We start from the raw sequence: 26,995 nt of genomic DNA, 5'->3' as shown, positions 1-26,995 counted from the left end.
GCATCGTGGACCGGCTTCGGTCCACGACGCAGTGCGCAAAAGCGTCAAACCGCTTGCAGGAGCCTTGCCGGTTGCGCTTCCTTGAGCGCGTTGCCGAGCGGCGCAGCCGCCGGCGTGCGGTGCGCATTGAACGCCAGCGCGAATTGCGCGGCTTGCTGGCCGACCGTCGAGAGCTGGTCGACCACCTTGGCATCCGAGCACGTGTCGACGGTGTCGAAGCGCGTTTCCAGCGTGTTGATGCCGGCGCCGAACGGCGTCGGCCAGCCGCGCAGCGCGTGCACGATCGAGCGTAGCGAGGTCAGCACCGAGCCCGCGGCCTGCCAGCCATAAGCCGTGACGATGCAGCCGACCGCGCGGCCGTCCAGATACGGACGTTCATCGGCGCGCAGCTCTTCGAGCGTGTCGAGCGCATTCTTGACGAGACCCGATACTCCGCCGTGATAGCCGGGCGTGGCGATGATCACGGCGTCCGCGTGGCGCACGGCTTCGATCAGTTCGAGTTGTTCGTCGGTGCGTTGCGGGTTTTCCGGTGCGTAGTGGGGCAGGCTATGCAGGAAGGTGCCGCCGAACAGGCGGGTATTCGCGCCGGCGGCTTCCGCGCCACGCAACGCAAAGCCGAGCGCGCGCTCGGTCGACGACGCGGCGCGGGTCGTGCCGCCGATGCCGATCACGAGAGGCCGGCGGTGATGATCGAAACTGGTCAACGAAATGCTCCTTCGGTAGCGGCTGCCGGTACGCTGGCGCGGGGCTGCGCGCAGAGGAACCGGGGCGAACCGGACTTTGAAGTGTCATCTTAATGACGCCCGCCAGCCCCGCGAAGCGACTTTTTGTTCTAACGATATAACCGGGCGGGGTTGTCGCACTATCGGCTGGTGTTGCGGCAGGCATCGCAACAGGCGCCCCGGCGGGCGTTTCGATTCAGATGCCGCGCGCCGTGCAATGCAGCTCAGGCCGCGCCGGATAAGCATATGGCGAACGATTGTTTGGGGGCGCGATGACGCGAGGCTATGATCGGATCGTCTCCTCCATGACATCTCCTTGACATGGGACTCGGCCTCGCTACGCCAGTGGCGGGGTCTTTTTTTGGTGCGGCCTTTCATGTGCGCAAACGCTCGCGCTTCACAATAAAGCAGTTTTTCGCATGCTACGATGGTCCGCGAAGCGATTCCCGCCGAGGTCGAGCAAGCGATGACAACCCTCTATGACACGCTCGGCGTGCACGCGCACGCCACTCCCGACGAAATCAAGCGCGCCTACCGGAAGGCCGCGATGAAATGGCATCCCGACCGCAATGCCGGCGCCGAACACGTGGCGCGCGCCACCTTCCAGGAAATCAAGGACGCGTACGCGATCCTGTCCGACGTCGCGCAGCGTAAGGTGTACGACGCGGTCTATGCCGAGCAGATGCGCGGCTGGGAAGCGCAGCGCGCGCGTCAGCAGCAGGCGCAAGCCGAGCGCGAGGCCGCCGCGCGGGCGGCCGACGAAGCCGCGTATGCGGAAATGGTCTCGCTGGCCATGCGTTTCGCCGACGAAGGCCACAATCGCGACGTCCTGTTCGGCGTGCTGCTCGGGCGCCAGTGCGAGGCGCGGCGGGCGGCGCAGATCGCCGACAGCGTCGCGGCATTGCAGGCATCGCGGCGCGAGGCGGAAAAGGGCGAGACGGCTGCTGAGGCTGCTGCGACTTTTGAGGCCTCCGAGACTCCCGAGACTCCGATGGCTTCCACCCCGGCAGAGGCGGCGGCCGCAAAGGACGAAGCCGCCAGCCCCGTCAATCACGCCACGCGCGAAGAAAATTCAAACGACGCGCATCCGCTCGGTGCGTTAAGTGGACTCTGGTATCAGTTTCTGAACGGCCTGCGGCTTTGACCCGCGGCTTTGGCTCGCGCATGTCCGCGCGCGGGGAGAACGAGTCCGGCTCATTTGTCCGGCAGACGATGGAGGTAGACCGGATTGATAGAGGTAGCAGCCTTTAGCGCTGGGTATCCGCTTCTAGAATCAAAGCACACGTGCTGCGCATTCTTTTGCGGGGCCGGCCCACGGTGGCCCCCCTCAGAAAACGCCTGAAACGGATCCGCCACGCGGATCCCGATACCCCATCCCCCTATCCTGATTCTCCAAAAGGTTTATACTCCCCCCGGGTATAGACGGAGGATGGAATGGGTCACACGATTCAGGATAAGCAGAAGCTCCTCAACCGCGTCCGCCGCATCAAGGGGCAGGTCGAAGCCATCGAGCGGGCGCTCGAGGAAGAGCACGGCTGCTCGGATGTTCTGCAACGAATTACGAGTTGCCGGGGCGCCATGAACGGCCTGCTTGCCGTTGTGCTGGAGGACCACATCAGGAACCACCTGGTCGACGCGGATACCGGCGAGGAGTCAGGCGGCAGCGCGACCGAACAGATCATCGAAGTTGTTCACAGTTATTTCAAATGAGCCGAGCGGAAAATGAATGAGATCGACTTCAAGGACGCCGCGTTTGGCGCAGGGCATGACCACATCTTTCTGGGTGCCGGTCACGAAAAGAACGAGCGCAAGACGTGGGCGGTGATCGCGCTGTGCAGCGCGATGATGCTGATTGAAATCGTCGGCGGCAGTCTATTCGGGTCGCTTGCGCTCGTGGCCGACGGTCTCCACATGTCGACGCATGCAGGCGCAATGTTGATTGCCGCGCTCGCCTACACGTATGCGCGCAGGCATGCCGCCGATTCCCGCTTTGTGTTCGGTACCGGCAAGCTGGGCGATCTCGCGGGATTTACGAGTGCCATCGTGCTGGCGATGATTGCCATGCTCATCGGCTACGAGGCGGTTGCGCGTTTTCTGTCACCCGTGCCGATTCATTTCGGCGAAGCGATTCCTATCGCTGTGGTGGGCCTGCTGGTCAACCTCGCGAGCGTGTGGTTGCTGAGCGGCGACCACCACGGCCACGGTCATGGCCATAGTCATGGGCACGGCCACAGCGACGGTCACGATGAGCACGGTCACGATGACGAGGTGCAGAAGGTTTTTGCTTCGTCCGGTGTGTTTGCCGTGTCCATTTTCGAGGACGGCGTGCCTCCCGTTTTTCGCGTCACGCCGGCGACGGAGAATTCAGTGCTGGACCCGTCGGTAACGTCTATCACCACTATCCGGCCGGACGGTGCGCGGCAGGTATTTGCGTTGGCGGACCGTGGTGGCTATCTGGAGTCGAAGGAAGACATTCCTGAGCCGCACGCTTTCAAAGCCATTGTGCGGATAGCGGACGGTGAGCACGAGTTCGGGTTCGAGGAACATGAGCACGGTCACGACGCGCATGAGGCGCACGAGGCGGCTACGCGGGACCACAACATTCGCTCTGCTTACCTGCACGTTATCGCGGACGCGGCGGTCTCCGTGCTGGCCATCGTCGGCCTCGTGCTCGCGCGGACGTTTGGCTGGCTATGGATGGACCCGCTGGCCGGCGTCATCGGCGCACTCGTGATTGCGAACTGGTCCTATAGCCTGATGCGCGACACCGGCGCGATTCTGCTCGACATGAATCCCGACAGGCGCATGGAAGACAATGTTCGTCACGCCATCGAGGACCGTGGCGACAAGGTTGTCGACCTGCATGTGTGGCGAGTGGGGCCCGGTCACATGAGCGCCGTCGTGTCGGTTGCGACCAGCGAGTCTCAGCGGGATTCGCGCTTCTATCATGCGGTGCTCGAACGCTTCAAGGGGCTCTCGCATGTCACCGTTGAAGTGCAACCGCCGCGAGCGCCAGCCTGAATCGTGGCAACTGATTCACCTCCATGAAAAAGCGATTCATGGAAGGAGGAGGGCGCATAGCCGGACGCGCGGGTGACCGCGTACTGAAAGATTCGCCTGTGCGCCGGCGCCGAATCGATTATTCGCCGCGGCCTGGCAACCGAGGCCGGCTTTACTTTTACTTTTCGTCCGCGGTCGATCAGGATCGCGGACTCTGCCGCGCGAGCGGGCTTCCCGCAAACGGGTCGTTTTGCCAATCCACGCGCTTTTTTGCAGGCGGTGTGGCTACCGGTGCGGCCGACAATTCGAAGTGTTCGATTGTCTGGCCTGCGCTAATTGCCTGTTTAAGCCATTGGGGCATTTCACCCTGGCCGTCCCAGGTATCTCCCATGGCGCTTCGGTAGCGCTCCGCATTTTGTCCCGCGTTTCGACCTGATTGCTCGGACGCCAGCGCCGAAGCCAGATCTTCCGGCTTGATACCAAACTCTTCCATGCGGCGGCGGAGATACGCAATCATGCTATCTCGCTTCCTTTCGTCCATAAGATATTCGTCCTTCTAAATCGTCCGGCTTTCTGTCAAGTGCAGATTGCAAGGGGCCTCGAAGACAGCGAACCCATGTAATGGGGTCGGCCTGCGGGGACAGGTTTTACATACGGTTGGATGAGCGTCACGGCCGCAATGAAAAGACGGTGCTGATAATGCACGGGTTGCGAACGCCCGGTCTCATATGCAGGCACCGTCAACTCGGCGGTGCCTCGCGCGGGCCAATTTTCTGCGTTATGTCGATATCATAGCGCACTGTACGGTCGTCGCACGCCATGTTGCGCCGGCTTTCGCAGGAGTCCGCACGCCGCCGGTTGAAATCCTGAGCACCCGACCTATAACAAAAACGCAGGGCAAACAATCTGCATCTCCAGCCGTGTGAATACTGATTCCGGCAAATCGCGAAATCGCAGTCGACATCAGTCGAAGGACTGGCAACTATATATTCATTTAGTTCTGTGACTCGCCGCAGCAGCACGTGTTAAGGCATTCGCTCGTCCGTCAGCTCGATTTGGCTGCAAGGCGTTTTTTCGCGGATAGGATATCGGGACATGAAAATTCTTCCGATGGCGTCAACGCTGCTGCGCCGCATTCGAGGAGTCTGGACATGAAATTACGTTTAGTGGTGCCTTTGGCGGGCGCGGTTCTGGTTCTGTTTTTTGCGCCGACGACAGCCGCCGCGCTGGACAGCCAGCAGGGCCGTGCACTCATGCAGCATGACGCGAACGAAACAGCGCAATCCACTACCGACATATCGCTCGGTGAAACTGGACAGGACGCCGCCTACGGCGGCGTGGCAGACAGCCGCTCGCAGGCAGGGAGCCGGCAGGACCGGCCGTGCGCGACCGGTCCTCAATGCAGGATCTATTTTGGTCAATGACACTTAAGGCAATCGAATACCCATACCCGCGAGTCTAATTTTACGGGCTCGTCAGCGAGCGATTTAATACGATGTTATGGTGTATCCGGCTTAGGTTTTCACTGGGTGAGTTTTAAACCCATAGTGACAGGCAGGCAGTTTATCGCCTGCTTTTTTATTGTGGCTATTGCTTCGGATTTGATGGGTCCGGTGAAGCCATTCCAATCCCGCCCGTTGTTCAGTTGCTCGCAAACAATACTATGTCGATCGAAGCCTCCCGGCCATCCGTCACCCTTTTCCGGTTTCAAACGTCGGCGCGGCAGGCCGCGCGATATCTGCGATACCTGCGTTAATCCGTTTCATCAAAATCGTCTCCCGGTCCGCGCCCCGTTCCAGGCCGCTTTACCCCGAGAGTTCGCTAGTCCGCGGGTACGGGCGGCGCGAGCCGGCGGGGGCTGACAAGCGGTGCGCGTCGGCGCGCAGCCGCTCAATCCCGTATCGGTAGTTAACATATGTTGCGAGAATTTTTGTCATGGCAACATATGTATCGGGTTGCGCATCGGTGCGACCTATAGCTTTTCGAAACGGATAGGGGATTGTCATGAAATACGCGTCGCTATTGGCTCTCGCAACGGTTGCGATTTTCTTCTCGCAGACCGTTTCAGCGCAAGATGCCCAACCGACCTTGACGAAGGTTCAGAGTTCGAACCTGATCGCAATCGGTCATCGGGAGACATCTGTGCCGTTCTCTTATGTCGATTCCAATAATCAGGTCGTAGGGTTCTCCCAGGACCTGTGCAACAGGATCATCGAGGCGGTCAAGACAAAGACAGGGCATCCCGACCTCCGCGTCCGCTTCATACCTGTCACGTCGCAGAACCGCATTCCGCTGGTTCAGAATGGGACGGTCGACCTCGAGTGCGGCGTCACGACTAATCTGACCTCGCGGCAAAATCAGGTCGCGTTTTCCGATACGTTCTTTGTTGCCACAACACGTCTGCTCACACGCAAAGACTCCGGCATCAAGGATTTCCCCGACCTCGCCGGAAAAACCGTGGTGACCAATCAGGGCACGACGTCAGAGCGTATCCTCAGGAAAATGAACGAGGAGAAGAAGATGAACATGCAGATCATCAGCGCGAAAGACTACGGCGAAGGAAGAGCCACGCTCGAAACAGGACGGGCCGTCGCTTACATGATGGATGACGTTCTGCTTGCCGGCGCGCGTTCGCTGACCTCACAGCCAGCCGATTGGGTGATCGTGGGGGCGCCTCAGTCGTCGGAGGCGTACGGTTACATGCTTCGCAGGAATGACCCCGAATTCAAGAAGCTGGTTGACGACACGATGAGCCAGGTGATGAAGAGCGGTGAAATCAAAACCATGTACGACAAGTGGTTCATGAAGCCGGTGCCTCCGAAAAACATCAACTTCGATTTCCCGATGAGCGACGCGATGCAGAAGCTCTATGCGACACCGAACGACAAGGCTTTCGACTGAGTTTTGGCGCCGCTTACACCAGCCGCTTACACCTGCTTCTTACACAGGCTCTTGCACCTCATGATCCTGGGCATCGCCGCCACAGAAACGGAACGCGCGCTATCCGCCCGCGAGGGCGCGCACGCCGCTCTTTTGATTGCGCCGCGCGGCCGGCAAGCTAGAATTGGGCGTCGAACTTACGTAAAGAAATACGCAGATGAAAGACGCATTCGAACGCCGCGCCCTGTTGTTGCACCTCGGAGAGGTATTGGAGGCCGTGAACTGGCTCCTGAAATGTGACGGCGAGAAGACCGTGCACGAACTGGCGGCAGCAAACGCTTCGTTCGCCAGCTTGGCGCTACTCACTCAGGTATCGCCGCGGATGACATCGAAGCAGTTTGTACAGCGCGCGACGAGCGCCTTCTTTGCATGGCCGGGGGAGTTACTCGAGCCCGAGTTGAATCGCGAGCGTCTTGCATCCACGGTCCAGCGGAACCTGTTTGCCGGCAACACGCAAGGATGGCGGGCGTATGTCGCCGCGTTGAGAGGTGAGGTTCCGTGGTTCGGCGAGGGCCTGCTGCCGTTGAAGGCCGGCGAGGACGTCCATGTGGATTCGGCTGAAGGCGCGGCCGAAGGCGAGCAGCTGAACGAGATTGCGGCCGCTGGCGACGTCGAACGCAATGGCGGGCAAACTGAGGATCTGCGGGAGAGTGTTGAAAGCAGCGAGCGTATTTATCCCTCCTGGCCGTGGAAGCCAGGTGTGTAGGGACTTCGTGAGCGGTTATTCGTCAGCGGTTATCATTGACAGCATTTTCGACTGATAGCCCTTACGGAGAACCCTTGCTTTCGCGTCTATCCCGCTCAGCGAATGCCGACCGTAATCGCTTTGTCACACTTTACGTTGCGATAGTCGTCGGCTTGCTGGTCGCTGCGGGGATGTTTCTCTACGAAGCCCGCGTCATCGTGGACGACGGCTTGCGCGACGAAGAAGCGTTCGCCGTGCTCGGCGCGGCGAACCGGGTTTTGCACAACCTCGAAAATGCGGAAACCGGACAGCGCGGGTACCTGTTGACTGGCGACGAAAGCTATTTGTTGCCTTATCGTCAGGGAGTGCACGATCTGGACGATACCGTCCTGCACCTGCAGCGGGTAGTGACCAACGACGAGAAATCAGTCGAACTGGTCCGGCAAATCGAACATTCGAAGACGGACAAAGTGACGGAACTGGCGCGCAGCATCGAGCTCGCGCGCTCGGGTAACCATGCCGCGGCCATTGCGCTCGTGCAGACCAACGAAGGCAAGCGGTACATGGACAGCCTTCACAGCGACCTCGGCCAGTTGTTGAATGACTGGCGGGAAAAGCGCCGGGTCGCCACGCGCGATGCGCACGTGCGGCTGGTGTATGGCACGGCCGCGCTGGCGGCAGTCGCCGTTTTCGTGTGCTGTCTGCTGGTCTACACACTCTTCATTCAGCGGCGCGCGTTTGCGAAAGTTCAGGCGTATTCCGCGGCGCTCGATCTGGAGGCCGCGCAGGATTCGCTGACCGGCTTGCCGAACCGTCGCCGGTTGCTGGCGGCAATCGACGCGCTGGTGCCTTCCCCGGCGGACGACTTCCAGCGCACCGGCCTGCTGTACCTCGATATAGATGGCTTCAAGAGCGTCAACGACGCGCTCGGCCATAGCGCCGGCGACGCCTTGTTGCGCCGGCTCGCTGAAGCGCTACGCGCGGCGACGCGGGAGCAGGACATGCTGGCGCGTGTCGGCGGCGATGAATTCGTACTGCTCGCGGCCGATTGCGACGACGACGAACAATTGCGTGAGCTGGCGGGCCGCCTGATTGCGCGCGTTCGCGAGGTCGGCGACAAGGAATATGCCGGACGTTTCCAGATCAGCGTCAGCATTGGCATTGCCACCTGTCCCGACCGGGCCGACTCCGTCGAGCAATTGCTCGACGTCGCCGATGCGGCCATGTACGCCGCCAAGCAGGCGGGCCGGTCGACATACCGCTTCGGCACGTCTGCTGGCCGCGGCGTGTCCAACGTCGTGAAGCTGACGAGGTAAGCGCGGGTCAGCGCTGTTGCGCCGGAGCGGCGCCATCGAAATCGAAGCCGAGGGCGTCATGCGGACACTCGCTGGGCGACGCAAGCCAATGGAAGCGCGCCTCAACCCGTGGTTGCCCCTTGCCCGCGTCGAAGTAGGCAGTCGCCTTGTTTCACGCTCCACCCTCACGATTCTGCCCAACCGGACGACGCTGGTCACGCCGTTCGAAATCGAGGAGTTTCCAAAATACATTGCGGCGTTGGACCTCATCCAGCGCGCCGTCAGCCGGCTGGCTGCCACGCAGCATAACGCGTCAGATCTGGCCCGCATCCGCAAAGCGGACGAGGTCTACATGGAGGCCGTTGCCGGCGGTGACTTCCAGGCGATGTCCGAGACGAATGAGGCGCTGCACCTGGCGATCGCACATGCAGCGAATAACCCGTACTTCGTCGGGTACTACGAACGGCTTCTCGGGGAGGGGCAACGGCTGCTCCACCTGCACTTCGACTTCACGGTCAGCTCGCCTACTGCAGCGAAGCTTGGGCGCGACCACGACGAGTTGATTGACGCGATTGCGAGGCGAGTTGCTGATGCCGCCGAGAAAGCCGCTCATGAGCACACCATGCTTTTCCAGAAGCGGTTCCTCGACTACATGAAACAGAACCTGACAGAATCGATGGCGATTCTGTAATGTGCTCGGAGCCGTCCTGGTTTCTTTGGCGGCTGACGCTCTCGCAGAGGGTTTGAGTGCTGGGCAGACATCGCTGAATCAATCGACCAAACGCGAGCCCGTTCGCGTAACGACCAGGATGGTGCAACCGCTAGCGGACGAACTGGAGTGGCTTGAGCCTGCTGGGTAAGTGAGCACATCCCCGGGTAGGAAGCTAACGCCGTCGCTATCGGTGAAGACACCCTCGGCGACAAAAATTAACTCAGTCGCATCGTGGTGATGCTCCGGGCCTCGTGCTCCCGGCTCGATTTTCATCCAGTAACTCGACCACGCGCCTCCCTCGTCGTCCGACAAAGGAATCCAGAAGTAACCGGGAATGTCCGATTCGCCGATTTGCAAAGGACGCCAATCCTGGTCGCGAATCTTGTAGTGGCGTCGGCTGGCGAAATCGGAGAAGCCGGCCGGAGATGTTGCAGCGTTTCTCGATGAATCCATGAGTACCTCGGTCCGATGCGCCTTAACGGTGCGGCGCCAGTTGACTGGAGTCCGTGTCGAGTGGGACGCACTGTAGTCACGGTGGTGTTTCGGCATATGCCCTTCGTTAGCTAAAGGTCTAACACGAGGTCGGACTGGGGGTGGCTGCAGCAAAGCAGGCGCAATCCTTTGTCGATTTCACGCTGGCGTATGCCGCCGTTATGTTGCATATCGACGCTCCCCTCCAGAACGGCGGTTTTGCACGTGCCGCAAAGCCCTTGGCCACATGAAGATGGAACTGCGACGCCAGCTTTGCGCGCGGCTGCGAGGACAGTCTGGGTCTCGTCCATCATGAATGTCTTTCCAGAGCGGGCAAGCCGAATACTGTACAGCTGCCCAACTTCGGCTGGCGCAATGCAACAAGGTGCACCAGGGGCCGCAACTTCACCCGCGGCTTCATTGGCACCGATGTCGAAGCTTTCTTGATGGTAGCGGACTGGGTCGTGACCGCCTTGACGCAAGATTTCTTTGACCGATTGCATGTAGCCAGCAGGACCGCACGTGAACACCTCGCGTTCCCTGAAGTCCGGCACGTAACGCTCCAGGAGTTCCAGCGACAGTCTGCCCACAGATCCGTGCCAGTCAGCTTCAAGGCCGATTCCCTCGCACAGGTGGACGACCCGGAGTCGGCTCGCAGACGCGCTCAACTGAGACAATTCGCTCCGAAAGATGATGTCTGCGGGAGTCCTCGCGCTGTGCACAAAAGCGATGTCGCGGTCGAGTCCCAGGTCGTGACCAGCGCGCGTCATCGACATGAGAGGCGTTATGCCAGACCCAGCGGACAGGTAGAGTGACTTCTTTGCTGGGTGCGACGAAGGCGTAAATACGCCAGAAGGACCGTAAGCCTGCAAAGTGGCTCGCGGCTGCAAGTTGTCGTGCAGCCAGTTGGATACGATGCCTCCGGGCACGCGCTTGACCGTGATAGACAACGTGTAAGGCCGGGTCGGCGGCGAGGATATCGTGTAGCAACGCGCGAGCGTCTGCCCATTGACTTCGACCGACACCGTAATAAATTGCCCTGGCTCGAAGCTGAACGGAAGACTATCCTCCGCGCTAAAAATGAAGCTTTTGACGTCGAGTGTTTCGTCAATGACACGACAACATATGAGTTCTTTTTTCTCGGAGCTAGTCCACTGAGCGTCGGCGCGCTCCCAAGTGGCGGCGTTGGTCAACCGGTCCGCTGCAGTTTCCGGCGAGGCAACGCCGACAAAGGTGTCTGTGAGAATCATGGCAGTCAAATAATCAAACGCCGTGCGCTTTCAGCGTGGCTGCGTACCATTGCGAAAACAGTTCCAGGTACGCCTCGGTAAACGGAGAGAACGGTCCCGGCTCATAAGCGGGGTCTTGAGTTCCGCGGTGATTGATAGAGACCAGGTTTGCGTCTTGCGTGTTCGTTGCAACCCAGACTTCTGTCAGTGCAGACATTGTGTAATCGACACCCTCGACCGCATCTTCATGGACAAGCCACTTTGTGCGCACGAGCGTCTTGTCGGGAGCAAGCGGAATGATGTACGAAATGACCGCATGGTCGCTCATCACATGCGTCCACGAGTTGTGAGTCCACATATGTACGTCGCCGAGGTCACGACGCTCAATGTCACCGAACAGCTTCGTGCTTGCCACCTTGGTGTCCATGGTTTGCGACTCACCATGTCCCGCGATAACCAGACGCTGCGTCCGGAAGCCAGTGGCGACTTCCGGTTCCAGCTGTTCGACCGTGCTGCAAATCAGTCCGTCCTGTTCCCAGCCTGAGATACTCGCGGCATTGCGCGCGTGGTAGGCGTCCAGCGCGCGCTGCGATTCTTCGCTCAACCCTTGCGGGCAGAACCCGAAATCTTCAGGAAGGAAAGAAGCTGTCAGCTCCGGATGAGTTGCGCTGCAGTGATAACACTCGCGGTTATTTTCCATCACGAGTTTCCAGTTTCCGTTCTCGATGATTTCAGTCTCGTGCGCGATTTTGGTGTGGGTCAGCTCATACGGAGCGAACCGGGGCGCCATCGTTTCTTCAAGAGCAGCGATGTCGTCTGGAGCGTCACCCGACAGACATACAAAAATATGGGTACCCACGATGTGTGTCTTTACCGGGATGAGGCTGCGGCACGAGCGGTCGAAGTCGACGCCCATATGGGTGGTGTGCTTCAGACCACCGTCGAGGTCGTACGTCCACTGGTGGTAGGGGCACACAAGCATGCCGACAGTGGATTTCCCAGCGTCCTTGAGTCGCGCTCCCCGATGTCGACAAACATTTCGATAAGTCCGGATGTTCTCGTCGTCGTCGCGCACGATGAGAATCGATGCCTTTCCGATATCGACGGTGGATACGTCACCAGGTTCCGGAACGTCTGCAGTGACGCCGACGAGAATCCAATGCTTGTGGAAGAAGACATCGACGTCCGTCTCGAACACGTCCTGGCGTCCGAAAAGCTCGCCGGGCATGCCGTGGCCTGGTCGGCGACTGCGAATCAGTTCACTGTGGGTCTTAAACTTCGCTACTGACATCGATTGTCCCTTGCATGGTTGGACTGTCGTGATGCCACGGCATCTACGTTATGAATCCAGTATTGAAGGGACGAAATGGAGAGTCAATGCGCTTTATTCTTCCTCTCGCATTACTACACGTTATGCGAGAGCTGTCGTCAGCCGCGTCTCTTAGGCAGCGCGTTGGCTTAAACGTCACGTTCGCTATTTCCCGTATCCCCGCGTAGCCACTCAATCAGGCTGTTCGTCGTCGGGGTAATGGTGCGACCGTGAGGGATAACGACGAAGTACGATTCGCTGACCCTAAAGGATATGTCTGTCAGGCGCACGAGTTCGCCTTCATTCAACAGATCGTCAAGTAACCTGCGCCAGCCAAGCGCAATGCCCTGCCCATGCAAGGCAGCCTGAATCGCATCGGTGTAAAGGCTGCAGCGGAGCGCGTAGCGCAATCTGGGAGGGCGAAATCCAACGGCCTCGAACCATTCTTCCCATCCCATCCACCCTTCGGAAGTTGCGTCGGAATCGATAAGTTGGGCTTTGGCGAGGTCGGAGAGCGATGCCGGTGCCTGGTTTGCTTCGAGCCAAGCTGGCGAGCAGACCGCGAAAACTTCTTCATCGAACAGCAATGCCGAGGTGCCGTCGCGCCATTTACCATTCCCATATCGAACGGCGATGTCGACTTCGTTGTGACGCAGGTCGGCGGTAAACATCTGCGTAGACAGACGAAGCTTCAGATGCGGCAGCAGCCGCTTGAGTTCGGCCAGCTTGGGAAGAACCCGGAAATGAGAGAAGGCCGCAGTGGTAGCCAGTACCAGTTCCTGTTCTTCAGTGCCGCTGGAGAGACGATCGAATGCGCCGGCAATTCGTTGCATCGATTCGGCCACGACGAGGTACAAAGCCTCTCCCTCGCCGGTGAGCTTGATTGAGCGATGCAGTCGATGGAAAAGCCGCACCCCGAGCGACTCTTCAAGAAACCTCACCTGCCTGCTGACGGCGGCTTGTGTCACTCCTAGTTCATTTGCTGCCAGTGTGAAACTGCTCAACCGCGCGACTGCTTCGAACTCAACCAGGGCAGTCAGCGACGGGATTAGCCGTCGGTATCCTTTTGCTCCGTCATTTGCCGCTTTCATGTGATTTTGCTTGTAGGGAAAGGCATGTGGTGGACGAGCGAATCACGTCTTATCTCGCCAGCCCGATGATATTCGAGAAGCTCCGCCCGAGCGAAGGGATTCGGGAGCGTGCGGCGTCAGACTTAGGACATTCCCTATGAGTCGAAACTCGATTGCCACCAGTCAGCAGGGTGCCAGCGGAGTTCTCCTGCGCTCGCAACAGGCCCAAGCCCCCGTCACTACTGCCTCCGCGCGAACAGCCCCTTGCCGGCCATATTTTCTGTAGACGCTGCACTAACCGGACTCATTACCAAAGGTAGGGGAAAGGGCGTAGAAAATGTAGCTGGATGTGCCAATTTGGCGAGGTACGCTGCAATCAATGCATTAAACACCGGAGAGAAGTCGTGCAGTGCCTGAAAATTTTAGGTGTTGCGCGAAAAGCCGTGATTTGTACGATTTGTGCTGCTCGCAGCGTTTGCTTTCAGCGCCCACGTCCCCACGCAATGAGCATGCTGGGTAGCAGGTCTATCGCTGACCGCGGACGGAGCCCTATGCGTGGCTTCGCGTACAGGCCAATTGGTCGCGGGCTTCAATTTTTTGAACTTGCCAGTTGGAATGACAGAATGACCCCAAACCTTACCTTCGCGTCGGAAGAGGCGGTGTATCCGAGCGTCGATACGTCGAGCACCACGTCCTCAATCGCAGCGCCCTCGGTCGCGCCTGCGGATGAAATTCTCACGGTTCAAAACCTCTCGAAAATCTTTGGTCCAAAACCCGAGCGCGCAGTGGAGTTACTGCAGCAGGGTCTCGGGCGTAATGAGATTTTCGAACAGACCGGAAACATGGTTGCGGTCGACAATGTGAGTCTCAGCGTTCGGGCAGGTGAGATTTTCGTGATTATGGGACTTTCCGGCTCAGGAAAATCCACGCTTGTTCGCCTGTTGAATCGCCTGATTGAACCGACCTCCGGAAAGGTCGTTCTCGAAGGTCGCGACATCGCGCCCATGTCTACGCCGGAATTGCGCGAAGTACGGCGCAAGAAGATGGCTATGGTCTTTCAGTCATTCGCGCTCCTGCCCAACCGAACGGTTATCGACAACGTTGCGTACGGTCTCGAAGTTGCGGGACTAACAAAGCAGGCGCGGTACAAGGTGGCGCAAAGCGCTCTCGTTCGCGTTGGGCTCGGCTCGTACGAGAAGCTTTATCCGGGCGAACTGTCGGGCGGCATGCAACAGCGGGTGGGCCTTGCCCGTGCTCTGGCCGTGAATCCGTCCGTGCTTCTGATGGACGAAGCCTTCTCAGCCCTTGACCCGCTCATCCGATTCGAGATGCAAAACGAACTTTTGCGCCTGCAGAAAGAAGAACAGCGGACCGTTGTCTTTATTTCGCACGACATCGAAGAAGCAATCAAGATTGGTGGCCGCGTTGGCGTGATGAAGGATGGCCGGCTGGTTCAGGTCGGCATACCTGTTGAACTCATCCAGTCGCCTGCTGACGACTACGTGCGCAACTTCTTCCGTAACGTTGACGTCTCGCGCTTTCTCAAGGCATCCAGCTTCCTCTCGAAGGTCGACAGGGCCCAGATTTCATGCGACAGCGGCGCGTCATCGGAGCGGTATCTGAATCAGCTTATCGACGCCGGAGTCGAATGCGGATATGTCTGCGATGAAGCTGGCCGGTACCAGGGGTGCGTTACGCCTGCGTCGTTGCACAAATGCGGAAGCGGACCGATTCGAGATGCTCTGCTTCGCGATATCGTCGCGGTGTCCTCGGATGCCGATTTACACGAGTTGTCGACCATCGCTCTTGGCCAGGAACACGACGTACCGGTTGTAGATGCGGCGGGGAAACTTGCCGGTGTTGTGTCGTGCCGCACGATTCTTAAACAGGTGATGCAACGGAGGGCGTCATGAACTCGTCAATTTTCGGGCGCGCCGCAGAGAACGCGGTCAACTTCCTGTTCCTTCATTTTCGAGGCGGATTTGACACCTTTTCCGCAGCCTTGGGCGCGGTGGTCAAACTCCTTGAAGATGGTCTTGGTGCGATTCCTTTTGTCGTGATGTTAGTCGCGCTGATGGCACTCGCGCTGTGGCGGAAAGGTGTCGTGTTTGCAGCCTTTGTCGGCATCGCGATTGAGGTCATCCACTACATGGGACTTTGGGCGCAAACCATGTCGACCCTCGCCCTGGTTATTGCGGCGACCTTCTTCAGCCTGCTGATAGGCATTCCCCTTGGAATCTGGGGCGCGCGCAACGGACGCGTGGAGGTCATTGTGCGCTCGCTGCTGGATTTCATGCAGACCATGCCCGCGTTCGTGTATCTGATTCCTGCGGTCATTCTGTTCGGACTCGGCCGCGTGCCGGCGGTGATTGCGACGATTGTCTTTGCCATGCCGCCAGTCGTTCGCCTTACCACGCTCGGCATCAAGCAGGTACGAGAAGAATTGATGGAGGCTGGACGGTCGTTTGGCAGCACCGATTCGCAACTCCTGTGGAAGATTCAACTCCCCAATGCACTGCCGTCCATCATGGCTGGCATCAATCAGACCATCATGATGGCGCTTTCAATGGTCGTAGTCGCCTCCATGATTGGGGCGGGCGGGCTAGGCGAGTACGTCCTTAGCGGGATTCAACGACTCGACATTGGTATTGGATTCGAAGGCGGTCTCGGAGTCGTTCTGCTCGCAATCATTCTTGACCGCCTGACTGAAAGTTTCGGGGTTAAATCGGCCAGGACGAAGAGTAAGGCGCGGACGTCCAGGCGAACCACGCGTGAGACAGCCCAGACGCAGTCATAGTGAGTTCGACGCGCGGAGGAGCTGGAATCGCTCCGCGCAATCACGCAGTATCAAAACCTGCAGCTACGGAATAACAAAACAGGCAATTTTTTCGATAATGAAGGAGTACTAGATGAATACCGGAATACTCAAGTCTTATGTTGTGAAAATTGCCGCGGCTACACTCTGCTCATTCGGCCTTTACGGTGGCGGAGCGGTGGCGGCGGAACCGGTGAAAATCACGATAACAAATTGGGCTGACGTTTTGGCTGTTGCGAATGTGGCGAAGTATGTCATGGAGACAAAACTCCAGCAGCCCGTCCAGTTTGTTCAAGCGGATATCGGCATCCAGTACCAGGGCGTCGCTCGTGGCGACGTTGACCTGATGGTCGGCGGGTGGCTGCCGGTCACACACGCGACGTATTACGCGAAGTACAAAAACGACATGGATGACGTCAGCATCATCTACACCGGTGGAAAAAACGGTTGGGCGGTTCCGGCGTATGTTCCCGAGTCCGAGCTCTCGTCGATTTCCGACCTCAACAAGCCAGACGTCAAGAGCAAGCTGAACAGCACCATTCAAGGCATTGAGCCCGGTGGCGGCCTGATGCAGGCCTCTGAGAAGACCATCAAGGAATACAAACTGGCGGGCTACAACCTGCAGTCTTCGAGTGAAGCAGGGATGCTTGCGTCGGTATCCCGTGCTTACCAATCCAAACAGTGGATTGTCGCTACCGTCTGGAGTCCCCATTGGCTCTTCCAGAAATGGCAGATGCGCTATCTAAAGGACCCGAAAGGACCGCTGGGCGGCGAAGAGCAAGTTCACGCGTTCGGCTCGAAGCAGTTTGCTGCCAAGTTCCCGCGTGCGGATGTGTTCATGAAGCATTTCAAGCTGACGCTCGCTGATGTGGAGGCCATTGAGTTCGAGGGAAACAGCACGAACGACTACGCCACCGCAGCAAAGAAATTCGTCGAATCGAACCCGGACAAATTGAAAGCGTGGCTGGAGCAATAACGCCGGCTACTGGACGCGTACGGGAGGGCTGTCGGCTCTCCCTAACGCGCTCATCAAGTGTCGTTTAATGCAGCGTGACGAATCGAGTGCCGTCCTTGCTCGGGACACGAGCAAGGACCCACGGCTTGGTGCTTCAAGAAATATTGTTTTACGACTATCACGGAGTACGTCTGTGAACGATAACGTTCGATTCTTTTCAGAGACCCTGCAAGACCGCGACCCGGTTATTTCGTCGGAAATCGCGCTGGAACTGCGTCGCCAGCAGTCCCAGATTGAACTGATTGCATCCGAGAACATCGTGTCGGCAGCAGTGATGGAAGCGCAGGGCACAGTCTTGACGAACAAGTACGCGGAGGGCTACCCGTCGAAGCGTTACTACGGCGGATGCGAACACGTCGACCGCATCGAAGCGCTCGGCATGGACCGAGTAAAGGCATTGTTCGAATGCGAATTTGCCAACGTACAGCCGCACTCCGGCGCTCAGGCGAACGGTGCGGTCATGCTCGCGCTCCTGAAACCAGGCGACACGGTTCTCGGGATGTCACTGGATGCAGGTGGCCATCTGACTCATGGTGCCCGCCCGGCGTTGTCGGGTAAATGGTTCAACGCCGTTCAGTACGGCGTCAACCGGGATACTCTCCGAATCGACTATGAGGAAGTAAGGCGACTTGCCGAGGAGCATCGTCCCAAGCTCATCATCGCCGGCTATTCGGCCTATCCGCGCTCGCTCGACTTCGCAAAGTTTCGGGAAATTGCCGACAGCGTTGGTGCACTGCTGATGGTCGACATGGCGCACATTGCCGGAATCGTTGCCGCCGGCCGGCACGAGAGCCCGGTTCGTTTTGCAGACGTGGTGACGTCCACTACGCATAAGACACTTCGCGGTCCGCGCGGCGGCTTTATTCTCACGAATAACGCCGATGTCGCCAGGAAAATCAACTCCGCTGTCTTCCCCGGTCTGCAAGGCGGTCCGCTCATGCATGTCATCGCCGGAAAAGCGGTGGCTTTCGGGGAGGCATTGCGTCCCGAGTTCTCGACCTACATCGACCAGGTTTTGCAAAACGCCCAGGCACTCGGCGAAGTGCTGAAGCTGGGAGGTGTAAGCCTCGTGACCGGGGGCACCGATAACCATCTTCTCCTTGTCGACTTACGCCCGAAGGGACTGACCGGGACGCAGGTTGAAAAGGCTCTCGAACGGGCGGGCATTACCTGCAACAAGAACGGCATTCCGTTCGATACTGAAAATCCAACTGTGACATCAGGCATTCGCCTCGGTACGCCGGCTGGAACGACGCGTGGATTTGGCGTCAAGCAGTTTGAAGAAATTGGCGCCCTCATCCTCGAAGTACTGTTAGCGCTGGAAAAACAGCCGGAGGGTGACGAACTCATTGAGCGTTCGGTGCGAAGCCGCGTCCGTGACATATGCAACCGTTTCCCGATTTACTCGCACGCGGAAACTTTGGTTTAAGTCGGGCCGCGCGCATCCGCAAATGGACCGCGTCGCGCATCCGAAGAGTTGATTTTCAACATTACGTCACGGGAGTCAACGGCACTGTTGGCCTTCACATCCACATGGGCGAAGGCGTAGATGCTCGCGGTGACAGTTCAAATTGGGAGAGAAATTGATGAGCTTCGAGGGAGTACACGCGCCTTTGGTCACGCCGTTCAAAGCTGATGGAGAAATCGACCACGATCTACTGGGGCAACACGCTGTTGACCTCGCGGGACGAGGCCTCGCGGGCCTTGGAATTGGTGGCACGACGGGCGAATACTACGCGCTCAGTTTCGAGGAGCGCGTGCGCACGTTCCATACAGTCGCGCAAGCTGCTGGCGGAAAGACGTTCCTGACGGCGGGAATCAACGCCACGACGACTCGGGAGGTCTTACGGCTAGGACAAGAAGCAAAGAAAGCCGGGCTTTCTGCGTTGCTGGTAGCGGCGCCGTACTACGCCCAGCCTACGCAGGACGAACTATTGCAGCACATGCTCGCGATTGATGACAGTCTCGACATGCCCATCATGCTCTACAACTTCCCGGCACGTACGGGCACTGAAATCAGTGACCGCGTGCTCGAAGAACTGCTCGAACGCCGGAACTTTGTCGCCATGAAGGAGAGCACCGGCGACATCGCGCACCTGCATCACCTTACCACGCATTTCCGGGACAAGCTTGTGCTGAGCTGCGGCATGGACGACCAGGCGCTCGAATTTTTCGTCTGGGGTGCCCGGAGTTGGGTCGCAGGCGCGGCAAACTTTCTTCCTGAAGTGCACGTCGAACTGCTTGACGCCTGTGTCTCCCGGGGCGATTTTGCAGCCGGTCGCGAGCTGATGACGCAACTGCTTCCTGTTCTGGAGCTACTCGAGCGAAGCGGTAAGTTTATCCAGTATGTCCGCTACGGCTGCGAACTGGCGGGCACACACGTGGGCAACGCCCGCGCGCCGCTGGGCATGCTCACAGACGATGAGCGTCGCGATTTCGCGAAGCTCGTGCAGCCGCTGCTCCGAAAGGGACGCTGATTTGCATGGCCTCGAAACTCGAATTCACTCGTCTTCCCGCCGCCGACGGTGTGAACGGCTGGTGGGAGAGTCTGCCTCCGCCACCAGCCGCGAACCCATTGCGCGGCGACAGGCGATTTGATTTTGTGGTGGTCGGCGGGGGAATCACCGGGCTATGTGCGGCTCGGCGTCTGGCTGAATTGGCTCCAGAGGCGTCCGTTGCGCTCGTCGAGGCGGACCGTATCGGTCGCTCGACTGCGGGGCGTAATTCTGGATTCTTTGTTGACTTGCCGCACGACATCAGCAGCGAAAGCTACTCAAGAAGCGTTGACGCTGACAAGGCAGACGTACGGATGCAGCGTCACGGCATTGATTACGTACGGTCGGTGGTCCGAGGACAGCACATCGAGTGCGATTGGCGCGACGATGGTAAATACCATGCGTCGGTAAAAAAGCGCGGTAAGGAAGCGCTTGAGCACTTTGCAGACGGCTTGCGGCGGATTGACGAAAAGTTCGAGTGGCTCGACGAGGCCGGTGTCGCGAAGGTCACCGGAACTTCGTTCTACCACGGCGCGATATTTACTCCTGGGTGCAGCACTGTGCAGCCAGCAGCATTGATGCGCGGATTGGCGAGAACCATGCCGTCGAATGTAGAGGTATTCGAACTCAGTCCTGTCAGACGGCTTGAGCACATGCCTTCCGCGAAAGTGCTCTCTTTCGGGGAAGGCACGATAAGTGCCGGCAATGTGATTCTGTGCACCAATGCCTACGCGGCCACCTTTGGTGAGAATCCAAATGGTCTGCTGCCCGTGTACACCTTCGCCTCGATGAGCCGCGTCATGACTTCAGTCGAGGCCAAGGCGCTTGGGGGGATGAATTCGTGGGCGCTGATTCCGGCGGACCCGATGGGTACCACCGTCCGCCGTCTGGACACGGGCCGCATCTGCATTCGCAATCACTTTGCCTTCAGGCCGGGGCTGGAAGTTTCGCAGGCGGATTTGCGGAAAGCAAAAAGCCTGCATCAGCGTTCCTTCGACCGCCGCTTTCCTATGCTCAAGAACGTCGAGCTGGAATACACGTGGGGCGGTGCGCTTTGCCTGTCAGCAAACAGCGGAGCGCTGTTCGGTAAGCGGGACGACGGCCTGTATCAGGCGATTGGTTGCAACGGTCTGGGGCTCAGCCGAGGCTCTGCATCGGGAAAGGTTATCGCTGAGTACGCATTGGGCATGACGAACGACATGACTCAACAGCTCTTGCAGCAGCCGAAGCCGCGCCCGCTGCCCATGCGGCCGATTGCCGACGTAGCAGTTTCTGCAGCTATATGGGTCAAGGAATTCTCGGCTGGCGCCGAACTTTAATTGAGTGAGGATAGGAAATGGCGACATTTGAGGAATGGAAACAAAGGGCTGACGCACTGTCGCTGGACGGGCGCGCCTTCATCGGCGGGATGCGCTGTACGGCGGCATCCGATGAGACCTTTCAGACGTTGAACCCGTCTAATGGCAAGGTGCTCGCTGACATCGCCCGTTGTGAGAAAAAGGACGTTGACCGTGCGGTCATTGCTGCGAGGGATGCCTTCGAATCTGGCGTCTGGTCGAAGGCGCCACCGGCGCATCGGAAGTCCGTGCTTCTCAAGCTTGCCCAGCTGATTGAAGAGAACACAGACGAATTGGCCGCGCTCGAAGCGCTTGAAGCAGGCAAGCCGATTTCGGAGTGTCTGGGACTGGATATCCCGGAATCGGCCGCATGCATCCGCTGGCACGCAGAAGTCACTGACAAGCGATACGACGCCCTCTCGCCCTCGGGCAGCAATGTAGTCAGCATGATTACCCGGGAGCCGATCGGCGTCGTAGGCGCCGTTCTTCCGTGGAATTTTCCTGCACTGATGCTCGCGTGGAAAATCGGGCCAGCCCTGTCGGTCGGCAACAGCGTCATCGTGAAACCCGCCGAGCAAACGTCTCTCGCAACACTGCGCATCGCAGACCTCGCGCTGGCAGCTGGTGTTCCCGCCGGGGTGTTCAGTGTCGTAACGGGTTTCGGGGAGACCGCCGGACAGGCGCTTGGTCGCCACCCCGACGTAGACCTCATCGCGTTCACGGGTTCCACCGAAACTGGCAAGCTCTTCCTCCGGTACTCCGCAGATACGAATCTCAAACGGGTCATTCTCGAATGCGGTGGAAAGAACCCGCAGGTGGTACTTCCCGACGTCGTCAATCTGGACGCTGTCGCGGAGCAAGCGGTTGCCGCTGCTTTCTGGAACATGGGTGAGAACTGCAGCGCGGGTTCGCGTCTACTGGTCCATACCAGCAAGAAGGACGCTCTGCTGGAGAAAATCAGGAGTGTTCTTGAGACATGGAAGACCGGGAACACGCTGGACCCATGCGTGAAGCTCGGCGCACTGATTGAGCAAAAGCATTATGAGAAGGTCCTTGGCCACATCGAAAAGGCCAGCGCGGAGGGCGCGCGACTCGTGTGCGGCGGAAATGCTGTTTTTGTGGAGACCGGTGGCTGGTACGTCGAACCGACAATCTTTGACAACGTGACGCCAGAAATGAGCATTGCCCGTGAGGAAGTATTCGGCCCAGTGCTGTGTGTCATCGAGTACAACGATGTAGACGAAGCCGTCCGGATAGCGAACGATACGTGCTACGGACTGGCTGCCTCGCTGTGGACAGACAATGTCAACAACGCGCACAAGGTTGCGGCCAGAATCCGCGCGGGGACGGTAACGGTCAATTGTTTTGGCGAAGGCGATTTGTCGACGCCATTTGGCGGCTTTAAACAGTCGGGGTTTGGCGGGCGAGATAAGTCGGTCTATGCGCACGACCAGTATTGCGAGCTGAAAACCACCTGGTTAAAGCTCGAGTGATATTGGAACGCGGGCTTCCGCCCCGCACAGGGCGAGTCGCACGAACATCCCTATGCGGCCAGACCAGGACCGCTTTCTAGCAAAGACAGATACTATGCGACTTGGATTCATTGGTACAGGTACGATTACTCGGGCAATCGTGACGGGGTTGCTTCGAGTCCGCGCGCCTTTCGAAAGTATCGCTCTATCGCCGCGAAATGCGGAAGCTGCAGCCATGCTTGCCGCACTTGACTCGCGTATTTTTGTTTGCGAGACAAATCAGGAAGTGCTTGATACCTGTGACGTAGTGTGTCTCGCAGTCGTGCCGCAAGTCGCGTCGGATGTGCTTGGTCCTCTCGACTTCACGGCACGCCACCGCGTCATCAGTTTCATCGCTGGAGTCTCGATTACAGACGTGCAACGGATGGCGCGAAAAATGGACTCGGTCGTCCGCGCGATACCGTTACCGGCTGTTGCTGCCGCCAAAGGAAGCACAGCAATCTGTCCCCCGGATGAAGTGGCGAGCCGGCTTTTCTCATTTGTGGGCGCCGCAGTTGAAGTGGACGACGAAGGGAAATTCAATGCCTTGTCTGCCGTTACAGCGACTATGGCGAGCTTCTATGCCGTACTGGAAACTCAGGCAGCATGGTTGGTCAAGCAAGGCGTCGATTACAGCTCTGTGCGAGCGTATCTATCATCCTATTGTGTGGGGCTGGCTAACGAGGCGGCCGAAGGTGAGCAACCGTTCTCGGCGTTGGTGCAGCAATCCATGACGCCTGGCGGAATCAACGAGCAGCTTCACGAGGAGCTCTCGCGCCGAGGCTCATATTCCCACTTTTGCGATGCGCTGGACCATGTCTTGAGTCGCATCGAAGGACGGAAGTAGCGTCGCAGCGATTCGTGGCGGACCAGGACGTGGGATTGGGGTCGCCCGCCGTGGGGTAAAGTCTGGATAACTGCCCGCCGTGGGTTCGCGGTCTCTCCCAGTTTGCCCGCCTTTAAGGTGAGGACCATGCAGAAGAAGCAACTGTTTGCTGACAGATTACTGGCTCAAATGCCCTCGCTACGGGCATTGAGGTGCTTTGTGACGGCTGCGCGCTACGAGAGTTTTACGCAGGCGGCGGATGTTCTATGCGTGACACAGGCGGCGATCAGCAGGCAAATCAAGGAGCTTGAGGACGCACTGGATGTCGCGCTGTTCGAGCGGACGGGGCGACACATTGCACTGACCGATGCAGGCCGTATTCTGTACAACGCATCATATCTGTCGATTATGAATATCGCAGAGGCCGCTGAAGTGGTGCGGCGCTCGGATAAGCATGTGTTGAACATCTGTATTTCTCATACGTTCTCAGCGCTCTGGTTGTCTTCAAGGTTGCCGCGTTTCCGGAGAAAATTCCCGGAAATTAAACTCAACGTTACGGTTACTGAGCACTTCATGGAATTGGACGAGCTCATGCAACCGGACGTCATCATCACAAAGAATCCACCGCGCGAGCCGGAGTACGAAGTAGAACCGCTTTTTCACGATGTCGTGTATCCAGTCTGTAGTCGGGAGTTCTTCGACAGTCACTTTCAGAGCAAGGCATTGAAGCCGCTTGACCTTCTCAAGCAGCCTACGCTCCACCTGTCTTTACTGGGTCGTGCGCAGGTTTGTGAGCATGTTGACTGGCGTGTGTGGCGAAACTGGTTTCAGCAGGGCGATGGCTCTGAAAAGTTGGCGCTGGGCGAGCATTTCGAAAGCAACGACTACCGGCTCCTTGTTTCGTTGGCGCAAGCTGGCGAAGGGACGCTTCTCGGCTGGCATCACCTGGTTCATCGTCAAATTGACGAGGGAACCCTTGTTCGCCCTGTGCAGGACGCCCTCGTCTTCCATGACAGACATCACTACGTCATTACGCATAAGAACGCGAGGAACCGTCCGGAATATACGAAGTTCCGCGAGTGGATAGGCGCCGAGGTCGACGAGATGATGAGAGAGTGGCCCAATGTCCCTTCCGGTACGACGGAGTAGGTTCGTCGCGCGTTGAATGGCGGTTCATGGTTCCGACGCGTACTACGGACGAGTGACCGCCACAACCTGAATCTGAAATGCAAAGCATCACGGCGACGCCACGAACTGATTCCCCGGACGGGCGAGTGCCGCCAGTCCGCTTCGGAATCGTACTGCTTCCGAATTTCACGCTAACGGCGTTCTCCGGATTCGTCGACTTACTACGCCTGGCCAGCGACGAAGGAGACTTCAGCAAGCCCGTCCGCTGTGCCTGGAGCATCATCGGCGAATCGCTCACTCCAGTCCGGGCAAGCTGTGGAATCCAGGTCGCGCCGTGGATTACAATCGAAGAGGCCGGAAAGTTGGACTATCTGGTCGTGGTCGGCGGATTATTGCATTCTGGCCCGTCGGCAAGCGAGGCCACGCTTCGCTTTATCCGCGAGACTGCAAGTACATCTGCGACGTTGGTCGGCATATGCACGGGCGCATTCGCGTTGATGCGGGCCGGCGTGATGGACGGCTATCGTGTCTGCGTAAGCTGGTTTCACTACTGGGACTTTATCGAGCGCTTCCCCAAGACCGATGAGCGCAATCTTGTCGCGGACAGGTTGTTCGTAATCGACAGACGGCGTATCACCTGCTCGGGAGGCCGGGCGTCCATTGATGTCGCGGCTGCAATCCTGCTGCGGCATGTGGAAGCCACCATCGTAAAAAAGGCGCTTCGTATCCTGCTTGTGGAGGACGCGGAAAAGGGTAATGCACCACAACCGTATCCCCCCGGTCTTGAACCGGCGACCCATCCCAAGGTAAAGCGCGCCATCCTTTTGATGGAGCAGCACATCGGGCAGCCTCTCAGCCTCAACGAACTTGCGCGTCGACTCGAGATGTCAGTTCGCCAACTTGAGCGATTGTTCAGCAGTGAGGTGGGCAAAGCGCCGCTGTCATATGGAAGACAACTCCGTATTCGAACGGCAGCGTGGCTTCTGACTAGCTCGGATAGAACGGTGGCCGACATCGCATCCTCTTGCGGATTCTCAGATGCATCGCATCTCGGGCGCGAATTCAGGAAAACTTTTGGAGAGTCTCCCAACGCCTACAGGTTGCGGGGCCTGCATGCGATGCCGGAAGAATAGGGTGTCGTCGTGGCAATGGTGACGGGTACACCGACCCGAAATCCGCCGGCAATGTGGAGATTGATGAAGTGGCGGTGCGAGGCCAGAAGACTGACTGGCCCGATGCTTTGCCGAAGCTGTACATGGAGGGCAGACTGGGTGCGGACGATGACCCAGGATGTAACGCTGATTGTGCAGTGCACACATGCCAAATTGTTAAATCGCGGGAGAAGGGTATACGCTTAAGTAAATTCCCGGCGAGAAGCTCATGGACATGCCAACTCTTCTGAACCGCAACGGATTGCTTGCCGCATGGCGTCGCGTGACCACAGCGGCGGCGGAATCTGGCTGGCAGGAATGGTATGAGCTGAACGAGCGCGGTGAAGTCGTGATGGATTCGCGACCGTCGGCGAGGCGCCAGATAGCGGTCACGGATGTCTACTGTGACCTCACCGAGCAGATTGGACATCTTGCGGCCATGTCGGTTGCCGTTACGACACCATCGTTTGGCATCAGGGTGCCCGATGTGGTCTGGATGCCGAGCGAAAGATGGGAGAGTTTCGACCGCGACGAGCCGGTGCCGTTCGTGCCCGACCTGTGCGTTGAAATGCTTCTCGATAGCGACAGGACCCGGGACATAGCCCGGAGAATCAAAAGCTATCTGGAAGGTGGTGCAACTGAGGTAATCGTTGTGGACCACTTTGGACAGGTTGAATTCTGGGGCGCCAGAGGTCGGCGACCAACTTCAACTTTCGGGATAGCACTATCTCTTGACAGTATGTACTTCGAGAAATCCGGCGTGTTGTGATGGTCTAATTTCCTCGGACAGGTCGATAGGAGGACAATCCTGAATCGACGAGGAAATTAGACCATCACAGTACGTGCGGCCTAAAAAAATATCGCAAGCGGTCCGGCATAAGAGATGATGACGGCAAGTAGCCCGGCAGTTACTGCCGACACGGACCAGCTCCCTTTTGGAGCGGGAGACACTAGAGCAGCATCGGTGTCGCGATTCATGGCATCCGTTGCGGCTTCAGCGGATGGACGACGGGTGACGCGCGAGCGCGGCCACCTTCATCGTCATATACGGAAACAGCGGCAGACCTGAGAGGATAGTGTGCAGTTCGTCGTGCGAGTCGACGTCGAAGATGCTGTAGTTCGCATACTCACCGACAACGCGATGTAGTTGCTGCCACTTGCCTTGGCGCTGGAGCTCTTGTGAGTACGCCTTTTCTCGTGCCTTGATTTCGTCAGCCTGAGCCACCGGCATATCGTGTGGCAGGTGTACATCCATTCTTACGAGATATAGCATGTGTTTCTCAT

At 58.3% G+C, this 26,995-nt stretch carries 26 protein-coding genes and 1 pseudogene; 19 read left to right on the top strand and 8 right to left on the bottom strand.

Annotation, left to right across the window (positions count from 1 at the left end; genetic code table 11):
* Window positions 1-44 precede the first annotated feature (44 nt).
* Window positions 45-704 carry an NADPH-dependent FMN reductase gene (locus tag AC07WT_RS32445; RefSeq protein ID WP_494950128.1) on the bottom strand — a complete coding sequence of 220 codons (660 nt, stop codon included), beginning with the start codon at window positions 702-704 and terminating at the stop codon, window positions 45-47.
* Between the two features lie 484 nt (window positions 705-1,188).
* Between AC07WT_RS32445 and AC07WT_RS32440 the strand changes: the two genes are divergently transcribed.
* The 3 genes from AC07WT_RS32440 to dmeF all read left to right on the top strand — a co-directional run bounded on the left by AC07WT_RS32440 (window position 1,189) and on the right by dmeF (window position 3,743).
* Window positions 1,189-1,866 (top strand): J domain-containing protein, encoded by a 678-nt coding sequence (locus AC07WT_RS32440; protein WP_494950127.1) that lies wholly within the window; start codon window positions 1,189-1,191, stop codon window positions 1,864-1,866.
* 290 nt (window positions 1,867-2,156) lie between these two features.
* Window positions 2,157-2,432 carry a metal/formaldehyde-sensitive transcriptional repressor gene (locus AC07WT_RS32435; protein WP_492589939.1) on the top strand — a complete coding sequence of 92 codons (276 nt, stop codon included), beginning with the start codon at window positions 2,157-2,159 and terminating at the stop codon, window positions 2,430-2,432.
* 12 nt (window positions 2,433-2,444) lie between these two features.
* Complete coding sequence (gene dmeF, locus AC07WT_RS32430; RefSeq protein ID WP_494950126.1) at window positions 2,445-3,743, top strand: CDF family Co(II)/Ni(II) efflux transporter DmeF; 1,299 nt, start codon at window positions 2,445-2,447, stop codon at window positions 3,741-3,743.
* A 178-nt stretch (window positions 3,744-3,921) separates the two neighbouring features.
* On the opposite strand, the gene AC07WT_RS32425 is transcribed toward dmeF, so the two are convergent.
* Window positions 3,922-4,263, bottom strand: coding sequence for an H-NS histone family protein (locus AC07WT_RS32425; RefSeq protein WP_492589942.1), 342 nt, complete (start codon window positions 4,261-4,263; stop codon window positions 3,922-3,924).
* 481 nt (window positions 4,264-4,744) lie between these two features.
* Here AC07WT_RS32425 and AC07WT_RS32420 point away from each other — a divergent pair, with 481 nt between their 5' ends.
* From AC07WT_RS32420 to AC07WT_RS32400, 5 genes are all read left to right on the top strand, one after another.
* Window positions 4,745-5,146 (top strand): hypothetical protein, encoded by a 402-nt coding sequence (locus tag AC07WT_RS32420; protein ID WP_494950125.1) that lies wholly within the window; start codon window positions 4,745-4,747, stop codon window positions 5,144-5,146.
* A 580-nt stretch (window positions 5,147-5,726) separates the two neighbouring features.
* Window positions 5,727-6,623, top strand: coding sequence for a glutamate/aspartate ABC transporter substrate-binding protein (locus AC07WT_RS32415; protein WP_494950124.1), 897 nt, complete (start codon window positions 5,727-5,729; stop codon window positions 6,621-6,623).
* A 196-nt stretch (window positions 6,624-6,819) separates the two neighbouring features.
* The gene (locus AC07WT_RS32410; protein ID WP_494950123.1) at window positions 6,820-7,368 is read left to right on the top strand and encodes a hypothetical protein; all 549 of its coding nucleotides are present in this window, start codon (window positions 6,820-6,822) and stop codon (window positions 7,366-7,368) included.
* Between the two features lie 74 nt (window positions 7,369-7,442).
* Complete coding sequence (locus AC07WT_RS32405) at window positions 7,443-8,663, top strand: diguanylate cyclase domain-containing protein (RefSeq protein WP_494950122.1); 1,221 nt, start codon at window positions 7,443-7,445, stop codon at window positions 8,661-8,663.
* 88 nt (window positions 8,664-8,751) lie between these two features.
* Window positions 8,752-9,333, top strand: coding sequence for an FCD domain-containing protein (locus AC07WT_RS32400; protein ID WP_494951095.1), 582 nt, complete (start codon window positions 8,752-8,754; stop codon window positions 9,331-9,333).
* A 78-nt stretch (window positions 9,334-9,411) separates the two neighbouring features.
* On the opposite strand, the gene AC07WT_RS32395 is transcribed toward AC07WT_RS32400, so the two are convergent.
* The 4 genes from AC07WT_RS32395 to AC07WT_RS32380 form a co-directional block, all read right to left on the bottom strand.
* Window positions 9,412-9,807, bottom strand: coding sequence for a cupin domain-containing protein (locus tag AC07WT_RS32395; RefSeq protein WP_494950121.1), 396 nt, complete (start codon window positions 9,805-9,807; stop codon window positions 9,412-9,414).
* A 110-nt stretch (window positions 9,808-9,917) separates the two neighbouring features.
* Window positions 9,918-11,075, bottom strand: coding sequence for an FAD-binding oxidoreductase (locus AC07WT_RS32390; RefSeq protein WP_494951094.1), 1,158 nt, complete (start codon window positions 11,073-11,075; stop codon window positions 9,918-9,920).
* A 13-nt stretch (window positions 11,076-11,088) separates the two neighbouring features.
* Complete coding sequence (locus AC07WT_RS32385; RefSeq protein ID WP_494950120.1) at window positions 11,089-12,345, bottom strand: aromatic ring-hydroxylating oxygenase subunit alpha; 1,257 nt, start codon at window positions 12,343-12,345, stop codon at window positions 11,089-11,091.
* Between the two features lie 167 nt (window positions 12,346-12,512).
* Window positions 12,513-13,454, bottom strand: a complete 942-nt coding sequence (locus tag AC07WT_RS32380) for a LysR substrate-binding domain-containing protein (RefSeq protein WP_494950119.1) — start codon at window positions 13,452-13,454, stop codon at window positions 12,513-12,515.
* Between the two features lie 602 nt (window positions 13,455-14,056).
* Here AC07WT_RS32380 and AC07WT_RS32375 point away from each other — a divergent pair.
* The 11 genes from AC07WT_RS32375 to AC07WT_RS32325 all read left to right on the top strand — a co-directional run bounded on the left by AC07WT_RS32375 (window position 14,057) and on the right by AC07WT_RS32325 (window position 26,480).
* Window positions 14,057-15,346 carry a quaternary amine ABC transporter ATP-binding protein gene (locus AC07WT_RS32375; RefSeq protein WP_494951093.1) on the top strand — a complete coding sequence of 430 codons (1,290 nt, stop codon included), beginning with the start codon at window positions 14,057-14,059 and terminating at the stop codon, window positions 15,344-15,346.
* Window positions 15,343-16,230, top strand: coding sequence for an ABC transporter permease (locus AC07WT_RS32370; RefSeq protein ID WP_494950118.1), 888 nt, complete (start codon window positions 15,343-15,345; stop codon window positions 16,228-16,230). The genes AC07WT_RS32375 and AC07WT_RS32370 overlap by 4 nt, the downstream gene beginning before the upstream one ends.
* A 112-nt stretch (window positions 16,231-16,342) precedes the next feature.
* Complete coding sequence (locus AC07WT_RS32365) at window positions 16,343-17,224, top strand: glycine betaine ABC transporter substrate-binding protein (protein WP_494950117.1); 882 nt, start codon at window positions 16,343-16,345, stop codon at window positions 17,222-17,224.
* Between the two features lie 172 nt (window positions 17,225-17,396).
* Window positions 17,397-18,692, top strand: a complete 1,296-nt coding sequence (locus tag AC07WT_RS32360) for a serine hydroxymethyltransferase (RefSeq protein WP_494950116.1) — start codon at window positions 17,397-17,399, stop codon at window positions 18,690-18,692.
* Window positions 18,693-18,849: 157 nt separating this feature from the next.
* A complete protein-coding gene (locus AC07WT_RS32355; protein ID WP_494950115.1) occupies window positions 18,850-19,740 on the top strand; it encodes a dihydrodipicolinate synthase family protein in 891 nt (296 codons plus the stop codon).
* A gap of 5 nt (window positions 19,741-19,745) precedes the next feature.
* Window positions 19,746-21,077 carry an NAD(P)/FAD-dependent oxidoreductase gene (locus AC07WT_RS32350; protein ID WP_494950114.1) on the top strand — a complete coding sequence of 444 codons (1,332 nt, stop codon included), beginning with the start codon at window positions 19,746-19,748 and terminating at the stop codon, window positions 21,075-21,077.
* 17 nt (window positions 21,078-21,094) lie between these two features.
* On the top strand, window positions 21,095-22,588 hold the full coding sequence (locus AC07WT_RS32345) for an aldehyde dehydrogenase (protein ID WP_494950113.1): 1,494 nt from the start codon (window positions 21,095-21,097) through the stop codon (window positions 22,586-22,588).
* Window positions 22,589-22,682: 94 nt separating this feature from the next.
* The gene (locus AC07WT_RS32340; protein ID WP_494950112.1) at window positions 22,683-23,453 is read left to right on the top strand and encodes a pyrroline-5-carboxylate reductase; all 771 of its coding nucleotides are present in this window, start codon (window positions 22,683-22,685) and stop codon (window positions 23,451-23,453) included.
* 126 nt (window positions 23,454-23,579) lie between these two features.
* On the top strand, window positions 23,580-24,581 hold the full coding sequence (locus AC07WT_RS32335) for a LysR substrate-binding domain-containing protein (RefSeq protein ID WP_492589976.1): 1,002 nt from the start codon (window positions 23,580-23,582) through the stop codon (window positions 24,579-24,581).
* A 77-nt stretch (window positions 24,582-24,658) separates the two neighbouring features.
* Window positions 24,659-25,693: a GlxA family transcriptional regulator gene (locus tag AC07WT_RS32330; protein ID WP_494950111.1), complete on the top strand. Its 1,035-nt coding sequence runs from the start codon at window positions 24,659-24,661 to the stop codon at window positions 25,691-25,693.
* 247 nt (window positions 25,694-25,940) lie between these two features.
* Window positions 25,941-26,480: a Uma2 family endonuclease gene (locus tag AC07WT_RS32325; protein WP_494950110.1), complete on the top strand. Its 540-nt coding sequence runs from the start codon at window positions 25,941-25,943 to the stop codon at window positions 26,478-26,480.
* 83 nt (window positions 26,481-26,563) lie between these two features.
* Here the strand turns inward: AC07WT_RS32325 and AC07WT_RS32320 are convergent.
* Together AC07WT_RS32320 and catC are read right to left on the bottom strand one after the other, a co-directional pair.
* A pseudogene (locus AC07WT_RS32320) lies at window positions 26,564-26,689 on the bottom strand (benzoate transporter); the annotation flags it as partial.
* A gap of 16 nt (window positions 26,690-26,705) precedes the next feature.
* The gene (catC, locus tag AC07WT_RS32315) at window positions 26,706-26,984 is read right to left on the bottom strand and encodes a muconolactone Delta-isomerase (protein WP_492589982.1); all 279 of its coding nucleotides are present in this window, start codon (window positions 26,982-26,984) and stop codon (window positions 26,706-26,708) included.
* Window positions 26,985-26,995 lie beyond the last annotated feature (11 nt).

The sequence above is a fragment of the Paraburkholderia sp. GW821-FHT02A12 genome, assembly GCF_059422005.1.
The sequence above is the reverse complement of the archived record's forward strand: the minus strand, read 5'-3'. Positions and strand labels throughout refer to the sequence as shown.

Excerpts from the sequence above, each read along its gene's own strand:
- AC07WT_RS32400 (WP_494951095.1), top strand. The coding sequence starts at position 8,752 with ATGGAAGCGCGCCTCAACCCGTGGTTGCCCCTTGCCCGCGTCGAAGTA.
- AC07WT_RS32370 (WP_494950118.1), top strand. The coding sequence starts at position 15,343 with ATGAACTCGTCAATTTTCGGGCGCGCCGCAGAGAACGCGGTCAACTTC.
- AC07WT_RS32395 (WP_494950121.1), bottom strand. The coding sequence starts at position 9,807 with ATGGATTCATCGAGAAACGCTGCAACATCTCCGGCCGGCTTCTCCGAT.
- catC (WP_492589982.1), bottom strand. The coding sequence starts at position 26,984 with ATGCTATATCTCGTAAGAATGGATGTACACCTGCCACACGATATGCCG.
- AC07WT_RS32375 (WP_494951093.1), top strand. The coding sequence starts at position 14,057 with ATGACCCCAAACCTTACCTTCGCGTCGGAAGAGGCGGTGTATCCGAGC.
- AC07WT_RS32355 (WP_494950115.1), top strand. The coding sequence starts at position 18,850 with ATGAGCTTCGAGGGAGTACACGCGCCTTTGGTCACGCCGTTCAAAGCT.
- AC07WT_RS32325 (WP_494950110.1), top strand. The coding sequence starts at position 25,941 with ATGGACATGCCAACTCTTCTGAACCGCAACGGATTGCTTGCCGCATGG.
- AC07WT_RS32350 (WP_494950114.1), top strand. The coding sequence starts at position 19,746 with ATGGCCTCGAAACTCGAATTCACTCGTCTTCCCGCCGCCGACGGTGTG.
- AC07WT_RS32385 (WP_494950120.1), bottom strand. The coding sequence starts at position 12,345 with ATGTCAGTAGCGAAGTTTAAGACCCACAGTGAACTGATTCGCAGTCGC.
- AC07WT_RS32365 (WP_494950117.1), top strand. The coding sequence starts at position 16,343 with ATGAATACCGGAATACTCAAGTCTTATGTTGTGAAAATTGCCGCGGCT.
- AC07WT_RS32415 (WP_494950124.1), top strand. The coding sequence starts at position 5,727 with ATGAAATACGCGTCGCTATTGGCTCTCGCAACGGTTGCGATTTTCTTC.
- AC07WT_RS32390 (WP_494951094.1), bottom strand. The coding sequence starts at position 11,075 with ATGATTCTCACAGACACCTTTGTCGGCGTTGCCTCGCCGGAAACTGCA.
- AC07WT_RS32440 (WP_494950127.1), top strand. The coding sequence starts at position 1,189 with ATGACAACCCTCTATGACACGCTCGGCGTGCACGCGCACGCCACTCCC.
- AC07WT_RS32380 (WP_494950119.1), bottom strand. The coding sequence starts at position 13,454 with ATGAAAGCGGCAAATGACGGAGCAAAAGGATACCGACGGCTAATCCCG.
- AC07WT_RS32425 (WP_492589942.1), bottom strand. The coding sequence starts at position 4,263 with ATGGACGAAAGGAAGCGAGATAGCATGATTGCGTATCTCCGCCGCCGC.
- dmeF (WP_494950126.1), top strand. The coding sequence starts at position 2,445 with ATGAATGAGATCGACTTCAAGGACGCCGCGTTTGGCGCAGGGCATGAC.
- AC07WT_RS32435 (WP_492589939.1), top strand. The coding sequence starts at position 2,157 with ATGGGTCACACGATTCAGGATAAGCAGAAGCTCCTCAACCGCGTCCGC.
- AC07WT_RS32410 (WP_494950123.1), top strand. The coding sequence starts at position 6,820 with ATGAAAGACGCATTCGAACGCCGCGCCCTGTTGTTGCACCTCGGAGAG.
- AC07WT_RS32340 (WP_494950112.1), top strand. The coding sequence starts at position 22,683 with ATGCGACTTGGATTCATTGGTACAGGTACGATTACTCGGGCAATCGTG.
- AC07WT_RS32345 (WP_494950113.1), top strand. The coding sequence starts at position 21,095 with ATGGCGACATTTGAGGAATGGAAACAAAGGGCTGACGCACTGTCGCTG.
- AC07WT_RS32335 (WP_492589976.1), top strand. The coding sequence starts at position 23,580 with ATGCAGAAGAAGCAACTGTTTGCTGACAGATTACTGGCTCAAATGCCC.
- AC07WT_RS32330 (WP_494950111.1), top strand. The coding sequence starts at position 24,659 with ATGCAAAGCATCACGGCGACGCCACGAACTGATTCCCCGGACGGGCGA.